The organism is Ancylobacter sonchi (assembly GCF_018390695.1).
GTDB lineage: Bacteria > Pseudomonadota > Alphaproteobacteria > Rhizobiales > Xanthobacteraceae > Ancylobacter > Ancylobacter sonchi.
Genome location: NZ_JAHBGF010000033.1, coordinates 204,214 through 220,184 on the forward strand (window position 1 = coordinate 204,214; position 15,971 = coordinate 220,184).

Below are 15,971 nucleotides of genomic sequence, written 5' to 3' on the forward strand. Positions count from 1 at the left end.
CGACATGAGCGCAACCGACACGCTTGAACCCGACGTCCCCGTAGAGGCCATCGCCAAGAAGGACCTGACCGAAGCGCTGCTCTATCTCGACGGCGTCACCGTGACCTTCGACGGCTTCCGGGCGCTGAACTCGCTGTCCTTCACCGTCGATCCCGGTGAGATGCGCGCCGTCATCGGACCGAACGGCGCCGGCAAGACGACGATGATGGACGTGATCACCGGCAAGACCCGCCCCGACAAGGGCGACGTCTTCTTCGCCGGTGGCACCACCGACCTCACCAAGCTCGACGAGACGCAGATCGCCACGCTCGGCATCGGCCGCAAGTTCCAGAAGCCGACCGTGTTCGAGATGCACACGGTGATCGACAATCTGCGCCTCGCGCTGAAGGGGCAGCGCGGCGCGCTCGCCAACATCTTCCGGCGCGAGACCGCCGCCGAGCGCGAGAAGATCGACGAGATCTTCGAGACCATCAAGCTGAGCGGGCACCGCGACCGACTCGGCGGCGCGCTGTCGCACGGGCAGAAGCAGTGGCTGGAGATTGGCATGCTGCTGGCGCAGGACCCGAAGCTGCTGCTGGTCGACGAGCCGGTGGCCGGCATGACCGACGCCGAGACGGCGCAGACCGCCGAATTGCTGCGCGAGATCAACGCCAACGGCCATTCGGTGGTGGTGGTCGAGCACGACATGACCTTCGTGCGCGATCTCGGCGTGCGGGTGATGTGCCTGCACGAAGGGTCGGTGCTCGCCGAGGGCACGCTCGACCAGGTCAGCGCCAATGAGCGCGTCATCGAAGTCTATCTGGGGCGTTGAGGGTTCATGCTGGAAGTCCAGGACATCGACCTGTTCTACGGCGCTGCGCAGGCCTTGCGCGGGGTTTCGCTGAAGGCGGAGCCCGGCAAGGTGACCTGCGTGCTTGGCCGCAACGGCGTGGGCAAGACCAGCCTGATGCGCGCCATCGTCGGCCAGCAGCCGGTCGCCCGCGGGGCCATCCGCTTCGACGGTGACGACATCACCACGATGAAGCCGGCCGAGCGGGCGCGGCGCGGCATCGCCTTCGTGCCGCAGGGGCGGGAGATCTTCCCGCTGCTGACGGTGTCGGAGAATCTGCAGACCGGCTTCGCGCCCTTGAAGCGCGCGGACCGTTTCATTCCCGACGACGTGTTCTCGCTGTTCCCGGTGCTGGATTCGATGCTGCGGCGGCGCGGCGGCGACCTTTCCGGCGGCCAGCAGCAGCAACTCGCCATCGGCCGCGCGCTGGTGATGCGGCCCAAGGTGCTGGTGCTCGACGAGCCGACCGAGGGCATCCAGCCCTCGATCATCAAGGACATCGGTAATGCCATCCGCTACTTGCGGAGCAAGGGCGATATGGCCATCGTGCTGGTCGAACAGTATTTCGACTTCGCCAAGGAGCTTGCGGACCATTTCGTCGTGATGGAACGCGGGGCTGTGGTGATGTCGGGCGATGGCGCCGCCCTCGAGGATCCGGATGTACGTAACCGCATTGCCGTGTGAGCCCGCCGCCGGGGAGGTCGTCCCCGGCGTGCTGCGCTCGCGCGGTCGCCTGCTGCTTCACGCGCGCTTCGCCGACGGGCGCACGATTCCCGACCGCCTCGAGGAGGAGGGCCCGAGCCGCATCCGCTTCCCGGCGGCGGCGCGGCGCGGCCGCTCGCTGGAAGGCATCATCCTCAACACCGGCGGCGGAGTCGCCGGCGGCGACCATTTCGCCGCGCGGATGGAGGCGGGCGAGGGCGCGCGGCTGGTGCTCACCTCACAGGCGGCGGAGAAGTGCTACCGCTCGGATGGCGGGCTGTCGCGGCTGTCGGTGGACCTCGCCGTGGCGCCGGGCGCCTCGCTCGACTGGCTGCCGCAGGCGACCATCCTGTTCGACGGCGCGCGCGTCGCCCGCACCATCCGCGCGGACGTCGCCGAGGGCTCGCGGTTGCTGCTGGTGGAAACGGTGGTGCTCGGGCGCACCGCGCGCGGCGAGCGCTTCACCTATGGCCAGCTGACCGATTCGTGGCGGGTGCGCCGCGGTGGCCGGCTCGTCTATGCCGACGGGCTCAGCCTTGAGGGCGCGGTGAGCGGCGTGCTCGACCGGTCCGCCTGCGCGCAGGGATGGGCAGCCTTTGCCACCGCGCTGCTGGTGGCGCCGGACGCCGTGGAGCGGCTCGACGCGTTGCGCGAGGCTTCCGAGGCGTTGCAGGAGGCGCGTAACGACGTCGAGATCGGCGTCAGCGCCTGGGACGGCATGGCCTCGGTACGGCTGCTGGCGCGTGACGGACTGGGGCTGGACGCCGCCATTCGCCGCCTGCTCGGCCCGCTCGGTGTTTGCGACCCGCCGCGCATCTGGCATTTCTGATGCATTCTGCTGTCGCCCGATTTGCTGATCCCCCGACTTTCTCACGCCCGACGGCCCGTCGCCCGCATCTTCCCGGAGTAGACCGATGAATCTGAGCCCGCGCGAAAAGGACAAGCTGCTCGTCTCCATGGCAGCGATGGTGGCCCGCCGGCGGCTGGAGCGCGGCGTGAAGCTCAACCATCCCGAGGCGGTGGCGCTGATCACCGACGTGGTGGTCGAGGGTGCACGCGACGGCAAGACGGTGGCCGAGCTGATGACGCTCGGCGCGACCGTGCTGACCGCCGAGCAGGTGATGCCGGGCGTCGCCGACATGATCCACGACGTGCAGGTCGAGGCGACCTTCCCGGACGGCACCAAGCTCGTCACCGTGCACGAGCCGATCCGCCGCCTGTTCGCCGGCCCGGTGCCGGGCGAGATCCTCACCGAGGAGGGCGAGATCGAGCTGCTCGCCGGCCGCGAGACGGTGACGCTGACCGTTGCCAATACCGGCGACCGGCCGATCCAGGTCGGCAGCCACTACCATTTCTTCGAGACCAACGCGGCGCTCGCCTTCGACCGCGAACTGGCGCGCGGCAAGCGGCTCGCCATTCCCAGCGGCACGGCGGTGCGCTTCGAACCAGGCCAGTCGCGCGAGGTCACGCTGGTCGAGCTCGCCGGCAAGAAGGAGGTCTACGGCTTCCGCCAGCAGGTGATGGGCCGTCTCTGACCGCGCCCCGCTTGCCTCGCCCGTCCCACGCTTCGATCGGATCTTTCCCATGGCCCTCAAGATTTCCCGCGCCTTCTATTCCGAGCTGTTCGGCCCGACCACCGGCGACCGCATCCGCCTCGCCGACACCGCGCTGGTCATCGAGGTGGAGAAGGACTTCACCGTCTATGGCGAGGAGGTGAAGTTCGGCGGCGGCAAGACCATCCGCGACGGCATGGGGCAGGCGCAGACGACGCGCGCGCAGGGCTCGGTCGACACCGTCATCACCAATGCGGTGATCCTCGACCATTGGGGGATCGTGAAGGCGGATATCGGCCTGCGCGACGGCCGGATCCACGCCATCGGCAAGGCCGGCAATCCGGACATCCAGCCGGGCGTCGACATCGTCATCGGCCCGGGCACCGAGGTGATCGCCGGCGAAGGCAAGATCGTCACCGCCGGCGGCTTCGACAGCCATATCCACTTCATCTGCCCGCAGCAGATCGAGCACGCGCTGATGAGCGGCGTAACCACCATGCTGGGCGGCGGCACCGGCCCGTCGGCGGGCACCAACGCCACCACCTGCACCCCCGGCGCCTGGCACATCGAGATGATGCTGCGCGCCTTCGACTCATTTCCGGTCAACCTCGCTCTGTCGAGCAAGGGCAACGCCTCGCTGCCCGGCGCGCTGGTCGAGATGATCGAGGCCGGCGCCTGCGCCATGAAGCTGCACGAGGACTGGGGCACCACCCCGGCCGCCATCGACAACTGCCTCTCGGTCGCCGACGAGTACGACGTGCAGGTGATGATCCACACCGACACGCTGAACGAGAGCGGCTTCGTCGAGGACACCGTCGCGGCCTTCAAGGGCCGCACCATCCACGCCTTCCATACCGAGGGCGCCGGCGGCGGCCACGCGCCGGACATCATGACGGTGGTCGGGCTGCCGCATGTGCTGCCGTCCTCCACCAACCCGACGCGGCCGTTCACGATCAACACGCTAGACGAGCATCTCGACATGCTGATGGTGTGCCACCATCTCGATCCCGAGATCGCCGAGGACCTCGCCTTCGCCGAGAGCCGCATCCGCAAGGAGACCATCGCGGCCGAGGACATCCTGCACGATCTCGGCGCCATCTCGATGATGAGCTCGGACAGCCAGGCGATGGGCCGGCTCGGCGAGGTGATCACCCGCACCTGGCAGACCGCTCACAAGATGAAGCTGCAGCGTGGCCTGCTACCCGGCGACAGCGAGCGCAACGACAATGCCCGCGCCAAGCGCTATGTGGCGAAGTACACCATCAACCCCTCGATCGCCCATGGCGTCTCCCGCCATATCGGCTCGGTGGAGCCGGGCAAGCTGGCCGACCTCGTCATCTGGTCGCCGGCCTTCTTCGGCACCAAGCCGGACATGGTGATCAAGGGCGGGGCGATCGTCGCGGCGCGGATGGGCGACCCCAACGCTTCGATCCCGACGCCGCAGCCGGTGCATTACCGCCAGATGTGGGGCGCCTATGGCAAGGCGCGCACCGCGACCTCGCTCACCTTCGTCTCCAAGGCGGCGGTGGAACTCGGCATCGGCGCCCGGCTCGGGCTGGAGAAGAAGGTGGTTGGCATCGAGAACGTGCGCGGCGGCATCTCCAAGGCGTCGATGATCCACAACGACGCCACCCCGCATCTGGAGATCGACCCGGAAACCTATGAGGTGCGGGCGGACGGCGAATTGCTGACCTGCGCGCCTGCCACCGAACTGCCGATGGCGCAGCGCTACTTCCTGTTCTAAACCTCACGGGCTGGGCAGTCCTGAAGGAGACGACCATGATCCGCGCTCGCACGCTTGTTCCCGCCGGCAGCTGGGACGTGTCCACCGCCGCCGACAAGGTGGTGCTGCCGCACGACGGACGGCACCGCCGCCGCATCGCCATGCGCGGGGAGGGCGACGTGGTGTTCCTGCTCGACCTGCCGGAAGCCGTGCGGCTGAAGGACGGAGACGGCATCGCACTGGAAGACGGGCGCCTGGTGGCGGTGGTCGCCGCCGAGGAGCCGGTGGCGGAGATCGTCGCCCGCGACCCGCACCATCTGGCGCGCCTCGCCTGGCATCTCGGCAACCGCCACGTGCCGGCGCAACTGCTCGCCGACCGCATCCGCATCGCCCGCGACAGCGTGCTGGAGGAGATGGCGCGCGGGCTCGGCGCCACGGTCGACATCGTCGAGGCCTCCTTCGAGCCGGAGGGCGGCGCCTATGAGGCCGCCGAGGCGCATGGGCACGGCCATGCGGGCCATGATCATGGCGATCACGGGCATCACGATCACGGGCACCACGACCATGATCACGAGCATCACGGGCACGAGCACCATGAGCATGGCGAGGCCTGCGGCTGCGGCCACGATCATGGCGACCATCATCACCATCAGCACGACGTGATCCACATCGGCAGCGCTCCGGCAGAGGCGCCGGTGCATCGCGGCCATGGCCACGACCACCATGACCACCAGCACAAGCACGCCCATGGCGAGGCCTGCGGCTGCGGCCACGAGCACCACGATCACGACCATCACGATCACGACCATCACGGGCACGATCATCATCACGACCACCACGACCATAAGGGCCATGGCCACGGACACGGCTGACGCGATCGCCGCGCCGGCCGAGGCCGCCGTCGCGCCCGACCTCATCGCGCTGTTCGTCTGGCTCTCGCCGGCCTATCCGGTCGGCGCCTTTGCCTATTCGCACGGTCTCGAATGGGCGGTGGAGGCCGGCGACATCCGCGACATGGCTGGCCTCCAGCGTTGGGTCGACGATCTCCTGCGCCATGGCGGCCCGTTCACCGACGCGGCGCTGCTCGCCCATGCCTGGCGGACGGCGCGGGCCGGCGACGGCGCCGGCTTCGCCGAGGTTGCGGAACTCGCCTGCGCCTTCGCGCCCTCGCGCGAGCGGCAGATGGAGACGCTCAACCAGGGCGACGCCTTCCTCACGGCGACCCGCGCCGCCTGGCCGGCGCCCGGCCTCGATCTGCTGTCGAGCGCGTGGAGCGGGCGGCTCGCCTATCCCGTCGCCGTCGGCGGCGCGGCGGCGGCGCACGGGCTGCCGATTGCCGCCACGCTCACCGGCTTCCTGACGGCGGTGGCGGCCAATCTGGTGTCCGCCGCGGTGCGGCTGGTGCCGCTCGGCCAAACCGACGGCAACCGCGCGCTCGCCGGCTGCGCGGCGACGATCCGCGCCGTCGCCGCCGAGGCGCCGCATGTCGACCTCGACGCGCTGGGCGGGGCGGCGCTGCGCTCCGACATCGCCTCGATGCGTCACGAGACCCAGTATACCCGCCTGTTCCGCAGCTAGGGCCGCGAGGCTCCGGCGGCGCGAGCCGGCTTCAGATCATCGACAGGGAGTGCAGTCATGAGCGAGGGGAGCGGCCCGCTGCGGGTCGGCATCGGCGGACCGGTCGGGTCGGGCAAGACGGCGCTGATGGAGGCGCTGTGCCGCCTCTTCCGTGACCGCTACGATCTGTGCGCCATCACCAACGACATCTACACCAAGGAAGATGCCGAGATACTCACCCGTGCCGGCGCGCTGCCGGCCGAGCGGATCATGGGCGTGGAGACCGGCGGCTGCCCGCACACCGCCATTCGCGAGGACGCCTCCGCCAATCTCGCCGCCATCGCCGAGATGCGCGGGAATTTTCCACAGCTCGACCTGATCCTGATCGAGTCCGGCGGCGACAACCTCGCCGCCACCTTCTCGCCCGAGCTCGCCGACCTCACCATCTATGTGATCGACGTGTCGGCCGGCGAGAAGATCCCGCGCAAGGGCGGGCCGGGCATCACCCGCTCCGACCTCCTGGTGATCAACAAGATCGACCTGGCGCCGCATGTCGGCGCCTCGCTGGAGGTGATGGACCGCGATTCCAAGAAGATGCGCGGCCGTCGGCCCTATGTGTTCGCCAATGTGCGCGCCGGGCAGGGCGTCGAGGAGGTCGCGCGCTTCATCGAGGAGGCGGGTGGCCTCACGCCGGCCCGCCTCGCCGAGGTATCACTTTCCTAGGTTGGGCGTCACTTTCCCAGATCGGGGGCCGCGAGCGGCGTCAGGTGCCGCAGGCCCTGCTCGAGGTCGGCGATCAGGTCGGCCGGATCCTCAAGGCCGATATGCAGCCGCACCGTCGGCCCGCCGGGCGCCCAGCGAGTGGCGGTCCGGGAGGTCGAGCAGTCGAACGGGATGGCGAGGCTCTCGAAGCCGCCCCAGCTGTAGCCGAGGCCGAACAGCGCCAGCGAATCCAGGAAGGCGTCGACGCTCGGCTTCGCCGCCGGCTTCAGCACCACGCTGAACAGGCCGGAGGAGCCAGTGAAGTCGCGCACCCAGATGGCGTGGCCGGGCGCCTCCGGCAGCGCCGGATGCAGCACCTGCTTGACCTCCGGCCGCCCGGCGAGCCAGCGCGCCACGGTGAGCGCCGATTGCTGGTGGCGGGCGAGGCGCACCGACAGGGTGCGCAGCCCGCGCGCGGCGAGGAAGGCATCTTCCGGCGCCACGGTGAGGCCGAGATCGCCATGGGTGGTGCGCAGCCGCCTGTAGCAGCGCTCATTGGCCGAGATGGTGCCGAGATTGAGATCGGAATGGCCGCCGATATATTTGGTGCCGGCCTGGATCGACAGGTCGACACCGAAGGCGTGCGGCCGGAAATAGAGCGGCGTCGCCCAGGTGTTGTCGATGAGGGTGACGATGTCCGTCGTCGCTGCGGCGGCGACGATCGCCGGCACGTCCTGCATCTCGAAGGATTGCGAGCCCGGCGATTCCATGAAGATGGCGCGGGTGTTCGGCCGGAACAGCGCGGCGATGCCGCCGCCGATCAGCGGGTCGTAATAGGTGGTCTCGATGCCGAAGCGCCGCAGCACCTCGTTGCAGACCCGCCGCGTCGGCGCATAGGCGGTGTCGACCATCAGGAGGTGGTCGCCGGCCTCCAGCACCGAGAGCAGGGCGGTGCTGACCGCCGACAGGCCGGACGGTGTGAGCACCACGCCGGCGCCGCCTTCGAATTCGGCAAGCGCCGTCTCCAGCGCCTCGACGGAGGGATTGCCGCGCCGGCCGTAGGAGTAGCGCCCGGTATGGTGCTCGAGATCGTGCACGGTCGGCGACAGCACGGTGGAGCCGCGCACCACAGGCACATTCACAAAGCCGTCAAATCTCTGTGGATCGCGGCCGGCATTTACGAGGGTGGTATCGGACGCGTAGGCGGGCCGGTTGGTGCCCTTGGGCTGCTTCGACATGGACTGCACTGGTTCTCATCGGACGGGGGCGTAATTGGGGGCGAGCGCCGCTCCCGCGTCAAGCGCTTGACCGCATCAGAATACATCGTTCTGATGACCTTACGGCCGCACGACACGTCATGCGCGCATGCGCTGCGTCTAAGACGAACGGCGCACGCCCTTGCGGCAGGTGTACGTGTCGAGCGGCATGCGACTTGCTTAGCTCTTCGCCCGCATCCATCTGCATCCGCAGATGCGTGCCCGATCAAAAACCGATGTACAGGGCTGCCATCATGAAACGCCTCCTCTCCACCCTCGCCCTTGCCGGCGCCTTCGGCCTCGCCGCGGCCGGCGCCCAAGCCGCGAAGCTCGACCAGGTGAAGGCCAAGGGCTTCATCCAGTGCGGCGTGAGCCAGGGCCTGCCCGGCTTCTCCAACCCGGACGACAAGGGCAACTGGACCGGCCTCGACGTCGACTTCTGCCGCGCGGTGGCGGCGGCGGTGTTCGGCGACGCGACCAAGGTGAAGTTCACCCCCCTGTCGGCCAAGGACCGCTTCACCGCCCTGCAGTCCGGCGACATCGACATCCTGTCGCGCAACACCACCTGGACCATTTCGCGCGACACCTCGCTCGGCCTCAACTTCACCGGCGTGACCTATTACGACGGCCAGGGCTTCATGATCCGCAAGGACAAGAAGGTGAACTCGGCGCTCGAACTGGCCGGCGCCTCGGTGTGTACCCAGACCGGCACCACCACCGAGCAGAACGTCGCGGACTTCTTCCGCGCCAACAACATGCAGTATGAGGTGATCGCGTTCGCGACCGCCGACGAGACCATCAAGGCCTATGACGCCGGCCGCTGCGACGTCTACACCACCGACCGCTCCGGCCTCGCCGCCGAACGCCTCAAACTGACGAACCCGGACGATCACATCGTCCTGCCGGAGATCATCTCCAAGGAGCCGCTCGGCCCGGTGGTCAGCCATGGCGACGACCAGTGGTTCGACATCGTGAAGTGGGTGCTGTTCGCGCAGGTCAATGCTGAGGAACTGGGCGTTTCCTCCAAGAACCTCGACGAGCAGCTGAAGTCGACCAACCCCGAGATCAAGCGTCTGGTCGGCACCGAGGGCAAGTTCGGCGAAGGCCTCGGCATCGGCAATGACTGGGTGGTCAACATCGTCAAGCTCGTCGGCAATTACGGCGAGATGTACGACCGCAATGTCGGGCCGGACACCCCGCTGAAGCTGGCGCGCGGCACCAACGCCCTGTGGACCAAGGGCGGCCTGCAGTACGCCCCGCCGATCCGCTGATCGATCCCGCGTCCCCCGGCTCACCGGGGGACGCTCCGCTGGGGCGCGCGGGACCACAACCCGGCTTTAGACCGGGCCCGCCGCCTTCATGAAATGGGCCTCAACGAGGCGAGGGGAATTAATGGCGGATTGGGTCGAGCCGGCGGTCAGGCAGGGCCGCACGTCGTTCATGAACGATCCGAAGGTACGAAGCATCGTCCTTCAGGTCGTCGCGCTGGTTCTGGTGATCGTCCTGGGCTGGATGTTCATCGACAATGCGAAGGAAAATCTCGCGGCGCAAAAGATCGCCACCGGCTTCGGCTTCCTGGAGAACACCGCCGGCTTCGGCATCAGCCAGACCCTGATCAGCTATTCGGAGACGTCGACCTATGGCCGCGCCTTCGCCGTCGGCATCCTGAACACGCTGCTGGTGGCGGTGATCGGCATCTTCTTCGCCACCATCATCGGCTTCCTCGTCGGCATCGGCCGGCTGTCCAAGAACTTCGTGATCCGGCTGATCTCCACCTGCTATGTGGAGCTGCTGCGCAACCTGCCGCCGCTGTTCCAGATCCTGTTCTGGTACCTCGCCGTGCTCAGTGCCATGCCGAACCCACGGCAGAGCATCTCGATCTTCGGCGAGGCCTACATTTCCAATCGTGGCATCGTGGTGCCGCGCCCGCTATTCGGCGAGGGCACCGGCCTCGTTTTGTGGACCTTCGGTTTCGCGGTGCTGGCCACGGTGCTGATCGGCGCCTGGGGGCGCCAGCGCCGCGAGGAGACCGGTCGGGGCTTTCCGACGCTGTGGATCGGCCTCGGGCTGATCATCGGACTGCCGCTGATCGCCATGATCGTCACCGGCTTTCCCATCACCTTCGAGAAGCCGGAGCTCAAGGGCTTCAATTTCGCCGGCGGCATGCGGGTCGTTCCGGAATTCGTCGCGCTGACGGTCGGCCTCGCCACCTACACCGCCGCCTTCATCGCCGAGAACGTGCGCGCCGGCATCACATCGGTGAGCCACGGCCAGACCGAGGCGGCGAACTCGCTGGGGCTGCGCTCCGGCTACACGATGCGGCTGGTGGTGATCCCGCAGGCGATGCGGGTGATCATCCCGCCGCTGACCAGCCAGTATCTCAACCTGACCAAGAACTCCTCGCTGGCGGTGGCGATCGGCTATCCCGACCTCGTGGCGGTGTTCGCCGGCACCACGCTGAACCAGACCGGCCAGGCGATAGAGATCATCGCCATCACCATGGGTGTCTATCTGGTCATCTCTATTATCACCTCGGTGATCATGAACGCCTACAACAAGCGCGTCGCGCTCGTGGAACGGTGAGGAGCGCGCCATGAGCCTGACCTTCGACGACGGTACCTTCATCCGCTCCGAGATGCAGACGCCGCTGCCGCCGCCCGGCCGTAATGTCGGCGCCATCGGCTGGATGCGGGAGAACCTGTTCTCCTCCATCACCAACACCGTGCTGACGCTCGCCGGCATCGCGCTGGTCGTGTGGATCCTGCCTCCGCTGCTCCGCTTCCTGTTCATCGACGCGGTATGGACCGGCAACAACCGCGACGCCTGCCTCGGCGCCGAGGTCGGTGCCTGCTGGCCGTTCATCAAGGCGAAGTTCGCCCAGCTGATCTACGGCTTCTACCCGGCCGACCAGCGCTGGCGCGTCAACCTCGTCTTCCTCATTGGCGCGGTGCTGCTGGTGCCGCTGCTGGTGCTGTCCTGGCCGCACAAGCGGCTGAATTCCTTCCTGTTCTTCGTCGCCTATCCGATCCTGGCCTTCATCCTGCTCACCGGCGGCAACATCAGCGCCTCGAACTTCCTGCTCGGGCATTTCGGCCTGCTGCGGGCGGTGGCGGGCGATGCCGCCGTCGCCGGGCTGCAGTTCGGCTTCTGGCTGGACTTCGTGATCACCGCGGCGCTGTGCGTGGCGGTGGCCTATCTCATCGGCCGGCTCGCCGCCGGCAGCGGGCGCGGCGCCGCGACGATGACCGCCTATGTCTTCGCCGGCTTCGGCATCCTTACCTTCCTGTGGGACGTCGATTTCGGCCTGGAGCGGGTGGAGACCCGGCAATGGGGCGGGCTGCTGGTGACACTGGTGATCGCGGTGACCGGCATCGTCACCTCGATGCCGCTCGGCATCGCGCTGGCGCTCGGCCGCCGCTCCAAGATGCCGATTGTGCGGCTGCTCAGCGTGATCTTCATCGAGTTCTGGCGCGGCGTGCCGCTGATCACCGTGCTATTCTTCGCCACCTATATGCTGCCGCTGTTCCTCCCGGTGGGGGTGAACCCGGACGGACTGCTGCGCGCGCTGGTCGGCGTCGCGCTGTTCACTGCCGCCTATATTGCTGAAGTGGTGCGCGGCGGCTTGCAGGCCATCCCGAAGGGCCAGTACGAGGGCGCGATGGCGATGGGCCTGACCTGGAGCCAGATGATGCGGCTGATCATCTTGCCGCAGGCGCTGACACTGGTCATTCCGAGCATCGTGAACAGCTTCATCAGCCTGTTCAAGGACACCACGCTGGTGCTGATCGTGTCGATCTTCGACTTTCTCGGCCAGCTGCGCGCCGCCTTCACCGACCCCAACTGGGCGACGCCGGTGACGCTCTATACCGGCTTCGCCTTTGCCGGCATCGTCTACTTCCTGTTCTGCTTCGGCATGTCGCGCTACTCGCTGTTCGTAGAGCGCCGGCTGAACACCTCCCACAGACATTGAACCGATGGAGATCGTCATGACCGAAGCCCATTCCATCGTCCCGAGCGACGAACTCCCCGCGGTGCATACGGCTCCTGGCCGGGAGGTCGCGGTGGAACTGGTCGGCGTTCACAAATGGTACGGCGAGTTCCACGTGCTGAAGGACATCAACCTGCGGGTGAAGCGCGGCGAGCGCATCGTCATCTGCGGTCCGTCCGGCTCCGGCAAGTCGACCATGATCCGCTGCATCAACCGGCTGGAGGAGCACCAGCAGGGCTCCATCGTGGTCGACGGCGTCGAACTCACCAACGACCTCAAGCGCATCGACGAGATCCGCCGCGAGGTCGGCATGTGCTTCCAGCACTTCAACCTGTTCCCGCATCTGACCATTCTGGAAAACTGCACGCTGGCGCCGATCTGGGTGCGCAAGATGCCCAAGAAAGATGCGGAAGAGCTGGCGATGCACTTCCTCAAGAAGGTGAAGATCCCCGAGCAGGCCAACAAATATCCCGGCCAGCTCTCCGGCGGCCAGCAGCAGCGCGTGGCGATCGCCCGCGCCTTGTGCATGAAGCCCAAGATCATGCTGTTCGACGAGCCGACTTCGGCGCTCGACCCGGAAATGGTGAAGGAAGTGCTGGAAACCATGGTTAGCCTCGCCGAAGAAGGCATGACCATGCTGTGCGTGACCCACGAGATGGGCTTCGCCCGCCAGGTGGCGAACCGGGTGATCTTCATGGATGCCGGTCAGATCATCGAGGCGAACGAGCCGAACGCGTTCTTCTCCAACCCGCAGCACGAGCGCACCAAGCTGTTCCTCAGCCAGATCCTGCACTGACGCTGGACGGCGCGGCGTCCACGCGGCGGCGCCACCGGCGAAGTAGACGAGCGAAGACGAGAACGGCCGGACCCATGCGAGGTCCGGCCGTTCTTGCTTTTCCGCGATAAGCGAGGTTCAGGCCGGGCCGATGGCGATCAGCCGGTCCGAGGAGCCCCACTCCGCCCAGGAGCCGTCATAGAGCGCTGCCGGCGGAGTGCCGAGGCTGTCGAGTGCCATCCACAGTATGGCGGCGGTGACGCCGGAGCCGCAGCTGGTGATCACCGGTTGGGCGGTGTCGATGCCGGCGGCGGCGACGGCGGCGCGCAGCTGATCCGGATCGCGCAGCCGGCCATTGGCCACCACGTCGGAGGAGGGCAGGTTGCGGGCGCCGGGGATGTGCCCCGCCCGCACGCCGGCCCTCGGATCGGGCGCATCGCCGCGGAAGCGCTCGCCGGGGCGGGCATCGAGCAGCTGCGCGCTGCCGGCCGCGCTCGCCTGCGCGACATCCTCGACGCCGGCGACGCGGCTGCGATCGAGCCGGGCGGTGAAATGCGCCGGCGGCAGCATCACCTCGCCGGCCTCCAGCGGGCGTCCCTCGTCGCGCCACTGCGGCAGGCCGCCCTCCAGCACGAAGACATTGGCAGCACCGAACACGAAGAACGTCCACCAGCCACGCGCCGCCGAGAACAGGCCGAGGCTGTCATAGACGACGATGGTCATGCCGTCGCCGATGCCGAGCGTGCCGACCGCCTCGCTGAAGGCCTCCTCGGAGGGCAGCATGTGCGGCAGGCCGCTGGACCGGTCGGCCACCGCGTCGATGTCGAAGAACACGGCGCCGGGAATATGCGCGTCGACATATTCGGCGCGGGCGGAGCGGCCGGCGGTCGGCAGGTGCCAGGAGGCGTCGACGACGACGACGTCGGGCGCGCCGAGGCGCTCGGCCAGCCACTGGGTGGTGACGAAGCGGCCGTCGGGCGGGAGGGCCGAGGCGGTGGTGACCGAGGGGGTGGTCATGGGTGCGATCCCTGTGTGGTCCCTGTGTAGTCGTTGGGTGAGCGCTGGCGGCGCTCAGGCGAAGGCGAGCCGGATGCGTCGGTTCTGCTGGCCCTTCTTCTCGATCTTGCTGACGACGACCCGACCGATCTCCGAGAGCCGGCGCACATGGGTGCCGCCGCAGGGCTGAAGATCGATCAATCCGTCGTCGACGTCGCCGATCCGCACCAGCCGCACCCGGCCCGAGCCGCGCGGCGGCTTGACCGATAGGGTCTTCACCAGGCCGGGATTGGCGTCGAGTTCCTCGTCGGTGATCCAGCTCTCGGTGACGGCGGCGTCGGTGGCGATCAGCTCGTTGACGCGGGCAGTGATGGCGTCCTTGTCGAGGCCGGCATCGGGAATGTCGAAATCGAGCCGGCTTTCCTGCTCGCCGATCGAGCCGCCGGTCACCGGATAGGGCAGGGCGACCGACAGGAGGTGCAGTGCGGTGTGCATGCGCATGCGATTGTAGCGCGGCGCCCAGTCGAGGCGGGCGACGAGCGCGTCGCCGGGCGCCGGGCGGGCCGCCTCCGGCGCCAGCAGGTGCACGACATGCTGCTTGTCCGGCGACCAGACGGCGCCGGTGATCGCCGTCGCCGTGCCATCCGCGCCGACGAGCCAGCCGGTATCGCCGGGCTGGCCGCCGGCGGTGGCGTAGAACACCGTTCGGTCGAGCACCACGCCGCCTTCCGGCGTGAGATCGATCACCGTCGCCGGCGTCTCGGCCAGATAGGCATCGTCGCGGAACAGGAGTTCGGTCGCCATCACAGCAGCACGTTGGGAACGTCGATCGTGCGCTCGAGCCAGCCGGGCACCGGCAGGCCCTTCTCGCGCAGGAATTCGGGGTTGAACAGCTTCGACTGGTAGCGGGTGCCGAAGTCGCACAGCAGCGTCACGATGGTGTGGCCCGGTCCCATCTCCTTCGCCAACCGGATGGCGCCGGCGACATTGATGCCGGAGGAGCCGCCGAGGCACAGGCCCTCGAACTCAAGGAGGTCGAACACGATCTGCACCGCCTCGGCATCGGGGATCTGGTAGGCGACGTCGATCGGCGCGTCTTCCAGATTGGCGGTGATGCGGCCCTGGCCGATGCCTTCGGTGATCGAGGAGCCTTCGGCCTTCAATTCGCCGGTGGTGTAGTAGCTGTAGAGCGCCGCGCCGAACGGGTCGGCGAGGGCGATCTTGACGTTGGGGTTACGCGCCTTCAGCGCCATGGCGCAGCCGGCCAGCGTGCCGCCGGTGCCGACCGCGCTGACGAAGCCGTCGACCTTGCCGTCGGTCTGCGTCCAGATCTCCGGGCCGGTGGTCTCGATATGCGCCTGCCGGTTGGCGACGTTGTCGAACTGGTTGGCCCAGACGGCGCCGTTGGGCTCGGTCTTGGCCAGCGCTTCGGCGAGGCGGCCTGAGACCTTCACGTAATTGTTCGGATTGGCGTAGGCGACAGCGGGCACCTCGACCAGCGTGGCGCCGGCAAGCCGCAGCATGTCCTTCTTTTCCTGGCTCTGCGTCTCCGGAATGACGATCACCGAGCGGAAGCCGAGAGCGTTGCCGACCAGAGCGAGGCCGATGCCGGTATTGCCGGCGGTGCCCTCGACGATCACGCCGCCGGGCTTGAGCTGTCCCCTATTCACCGCGTCCTGGATGATGAACAGCGCGGCGCGGTCCTTCACCGACTGGCCGGGATTGAGGAACTCCGCCTTGCCGAGAATGGTGCAGCCGGTCTCCTCCGAGGCGCGCTTGAGTTTGATGAGCGGCGTGTTGCCGATCGCCTCAACGAGGCCGTTACGGATGTCCATGGCGCTGATTTCATTCGTCGGTTCGAGGGGCCACGAAAATAGTAGCCGGAAACCG

At 67.8% G+C, this 15,971-nt stretch carries 16 protein-coding genes; 12 read left to right on the forward strand and 4 right to left on the reverse strand.

What is annotated here, in order from left to right; all coding sequences use genetic code 11:
* Positions 1-4: 4 nt before the first annotated feature.
* The 8 genes from urtD (at position 5) to ureG (ending at position 7,087) form a co-directional block, all read left to right on the forward strand.
* Positions 5-811: an urea ABC transporter ATP-binding protein UrtD gene (urtD, locus tag KHC28_RS20535; protein ID WP_246565046.1), complete on the forward strand. Its 807-nt coding sequence runs from the start codon at positions 5-7 to the stop codon at positions 809-811.
* Between the two features lie 6 nt (positions 812-817).
* A complete protein-coding gene (gene urtE / locus KHC28_RS20540) occupies positions 818-1,513 on the forward strand; it encodes an urea ABC transporter ATP-binding subunit UrtE (RefSeq protein WP_214010229.1) in 696 nt (231 codons plus the stop codon).
* Between the two features lie 28 nt (positions 1,514-1,541).
* On the forward strand, positions 1,542-2,360 hold the full coding sequence (locus tag KHC28_RS20545) for an urease accessory protein UreD (RefSeq protein WP_312893291.1): 819 nt from the start codon (positions 1,542-1,544) through the stop codon (positions 2,358-2,360).
* An 85-nt stretch (positions 2,361-2,445) separates the two neighbouring features.
* Positions 2,446-3,066: an urease subunit gamma gene (locus KHC28_RS20550; protein WP_214010231.1), complete on the forward strand. Its 621-nt coding sequence runs from the start codon at positions 2,446-2,448 to the stop codon at positions 3,064-3,066.
* 49 nt (positions 3,067-3,115) lie between these two features.
* Positions 3,116-4,828, forward strand: coding sequence for an urease subunit alpha (gene ureC, locus KHC28_RS20555; RefSeq protein ID WP_214010232.1), 1,713 nt, complete (start codon positions 3,116-3,118; stop codon positions 4,826-4,828).
* 35 nt (positions 4,829-4,863) lie between these two features.
* Positions 4,864-5,679, forward strand: coding sequence for an urease accessory protein UreE (locus tag KHC28_RS20560; protein ID WP_214010233.1), 816 nt, complete (start codon positions 4,864-4,866; stop codon positions 5,677-5,679).
* Positions 5,660-6,385 carry an urease accessory protein UreF gene (locus KHC28_RS20565; RefSeq protein ID WP_214010234.1) on the forward strand — a complete coding sequence of 242 codons (726 nt, stop codon included), beginning with the start codon at positions 5,660-5,662 and terminating at the stop codon, positions 6,383-6,385. Before KHC28_RS20560 ends, KHC28_RS20565 begins: the two co-directional genes overlap by 20 nt.
* 57 nt (positions 6,386-6,442) lie before the next feature.
* Complete coding sequence (gene ureG / locus KHC28_RS20570) at positions 6,443-7,087, forward strand: urease accessory protein UreG (RefSeq protein WP_214010235.1); 645 nt, start codon at positions 6,443-6,445, stop codon at positions 7,085-7,087.
* Between the two features lie 8 nt (positions 7,088-7,095).
* On the opposite strand, the gene metC is transcribed toward ureG, so the two are convergent.
* Positions 7,096-8,304, reverse strand: a complete 1,209-nt coding sequence (gene metC, locus KHC28_RS20575; RefSeq protein ID WP_214010289.1) for a cystathionine beta-lyase — start codon at positions 8,302-8,304, stop codon at positions 7,096-7,098.
* 272 nt (positions 8,305-8,576) lie between these two features.
* Between metC and KHC28_RS20580 the strand changes: the two genes are divergently transcribed.
* From KHC28_RS20580 to KHC28_RS20595, 4 genes are all read left to right on the forward strand, one after another.
* The gene (locus tag KHC28_RS20580; RefSeq protein ID WP_214010236.1) at positions 8,577-9,593 is read left to right on the forward strand and encodes an amino acid ABC transporter substrate-binding protein; all 1,017 of its coding nucleotides are present in this window, start codon (positions 8,577-8,579) and stop codon (positions 9,591-9,593) included.
* Between the two features lie 121 nt (positions 9,594-9,714).
* Positions 9,715-10,905 carry an amino acid ABC transporter permease gene (locus KHC28_RS20585; protein ID WP_214010237.1) on the forward strand — a complete coding sequence of 397 codons (1,191 nt, stop codon included), beginning with the start codon at positions 9,715-9,717 and terminating at the stop codon, positions 10,903-10,905.
* A gap of 10 nt (positions 10,906-10,915) precedes the next feature.
* Positions 10,916-12,292 carry an amino acid ABC transporter permease gene (locus tag KHC28_RS20590; protein WP_214010238.1) on the forward strand — a complete coding sequence of 459 codons (1,377 nt, stop codon included), beginning with the start codon at positions 10,916-10,918 and terminating at the stop codon, positions 12,290-12,292.
* Positions 12,293-12,308: 16 nt separating this feature from the next.
* Positions 12,309-13,106, forward strand: a complete 798-nt coding sequence (locus tag KHC28_RS20595; RefSeq protein WP_246565047.1) for an amino acid ABC transporter ATP-binding protein — start codon at positions 12,309-12,311, stop codon at positions 13,104-13,106.
* 117 nt (positions 13,107-13,223) lie between these two features.
* Here the strand turns inward: KHC28_RS20595 and sseA are convergent, their stop codons facing one another.
* The 3 genes from sseA to KHC28_RS20610 are packed head-to-tail and all read right to left on the reverse strand — an operon-like array spanning position 13,224 to position 15,916.
* Positions 13,224-14,102 carry a 3-mercaptopyruvate sulfurtransferase gene (gene sseA, locus KHC28_RS20600; RefSeq protein ID WP_214010239.1) on the reverse strand — a complete coding sequence of 293 codons (879 nt, stop codon included), beginning with the start codon at positions 14,100-14,102 and terminating at the stop codon, positions 13,224-13,226.
* Between the two features lie 54 nt (positions 14,103-14,156).
* Positions 14,157-14,885, reverse strand: coding sequence for an alanyl-tRNA editing protein (locus KHC28_RS20605; RefSeq protein WP_214010240.1), 729 nt, complete (start codon positions 14,883-14,885; stop codon positions 14,157-14,159).
* Entirely contained in the window at positions 14,885-15,916 is a 1,032-nt protein-coding gene (locus KHC28_RS20610) for a cysteine synthase A (RefSeq protein ID WP_214010241.1), read from the reverse strand. The genes KHC28_RS20605 and KHC28_RS20610 overlap by 1 nt, the downstream gene beginning before the upstream one ends.
* Positions 15,917-15,971: the final 55 nt, after the last annotated feature.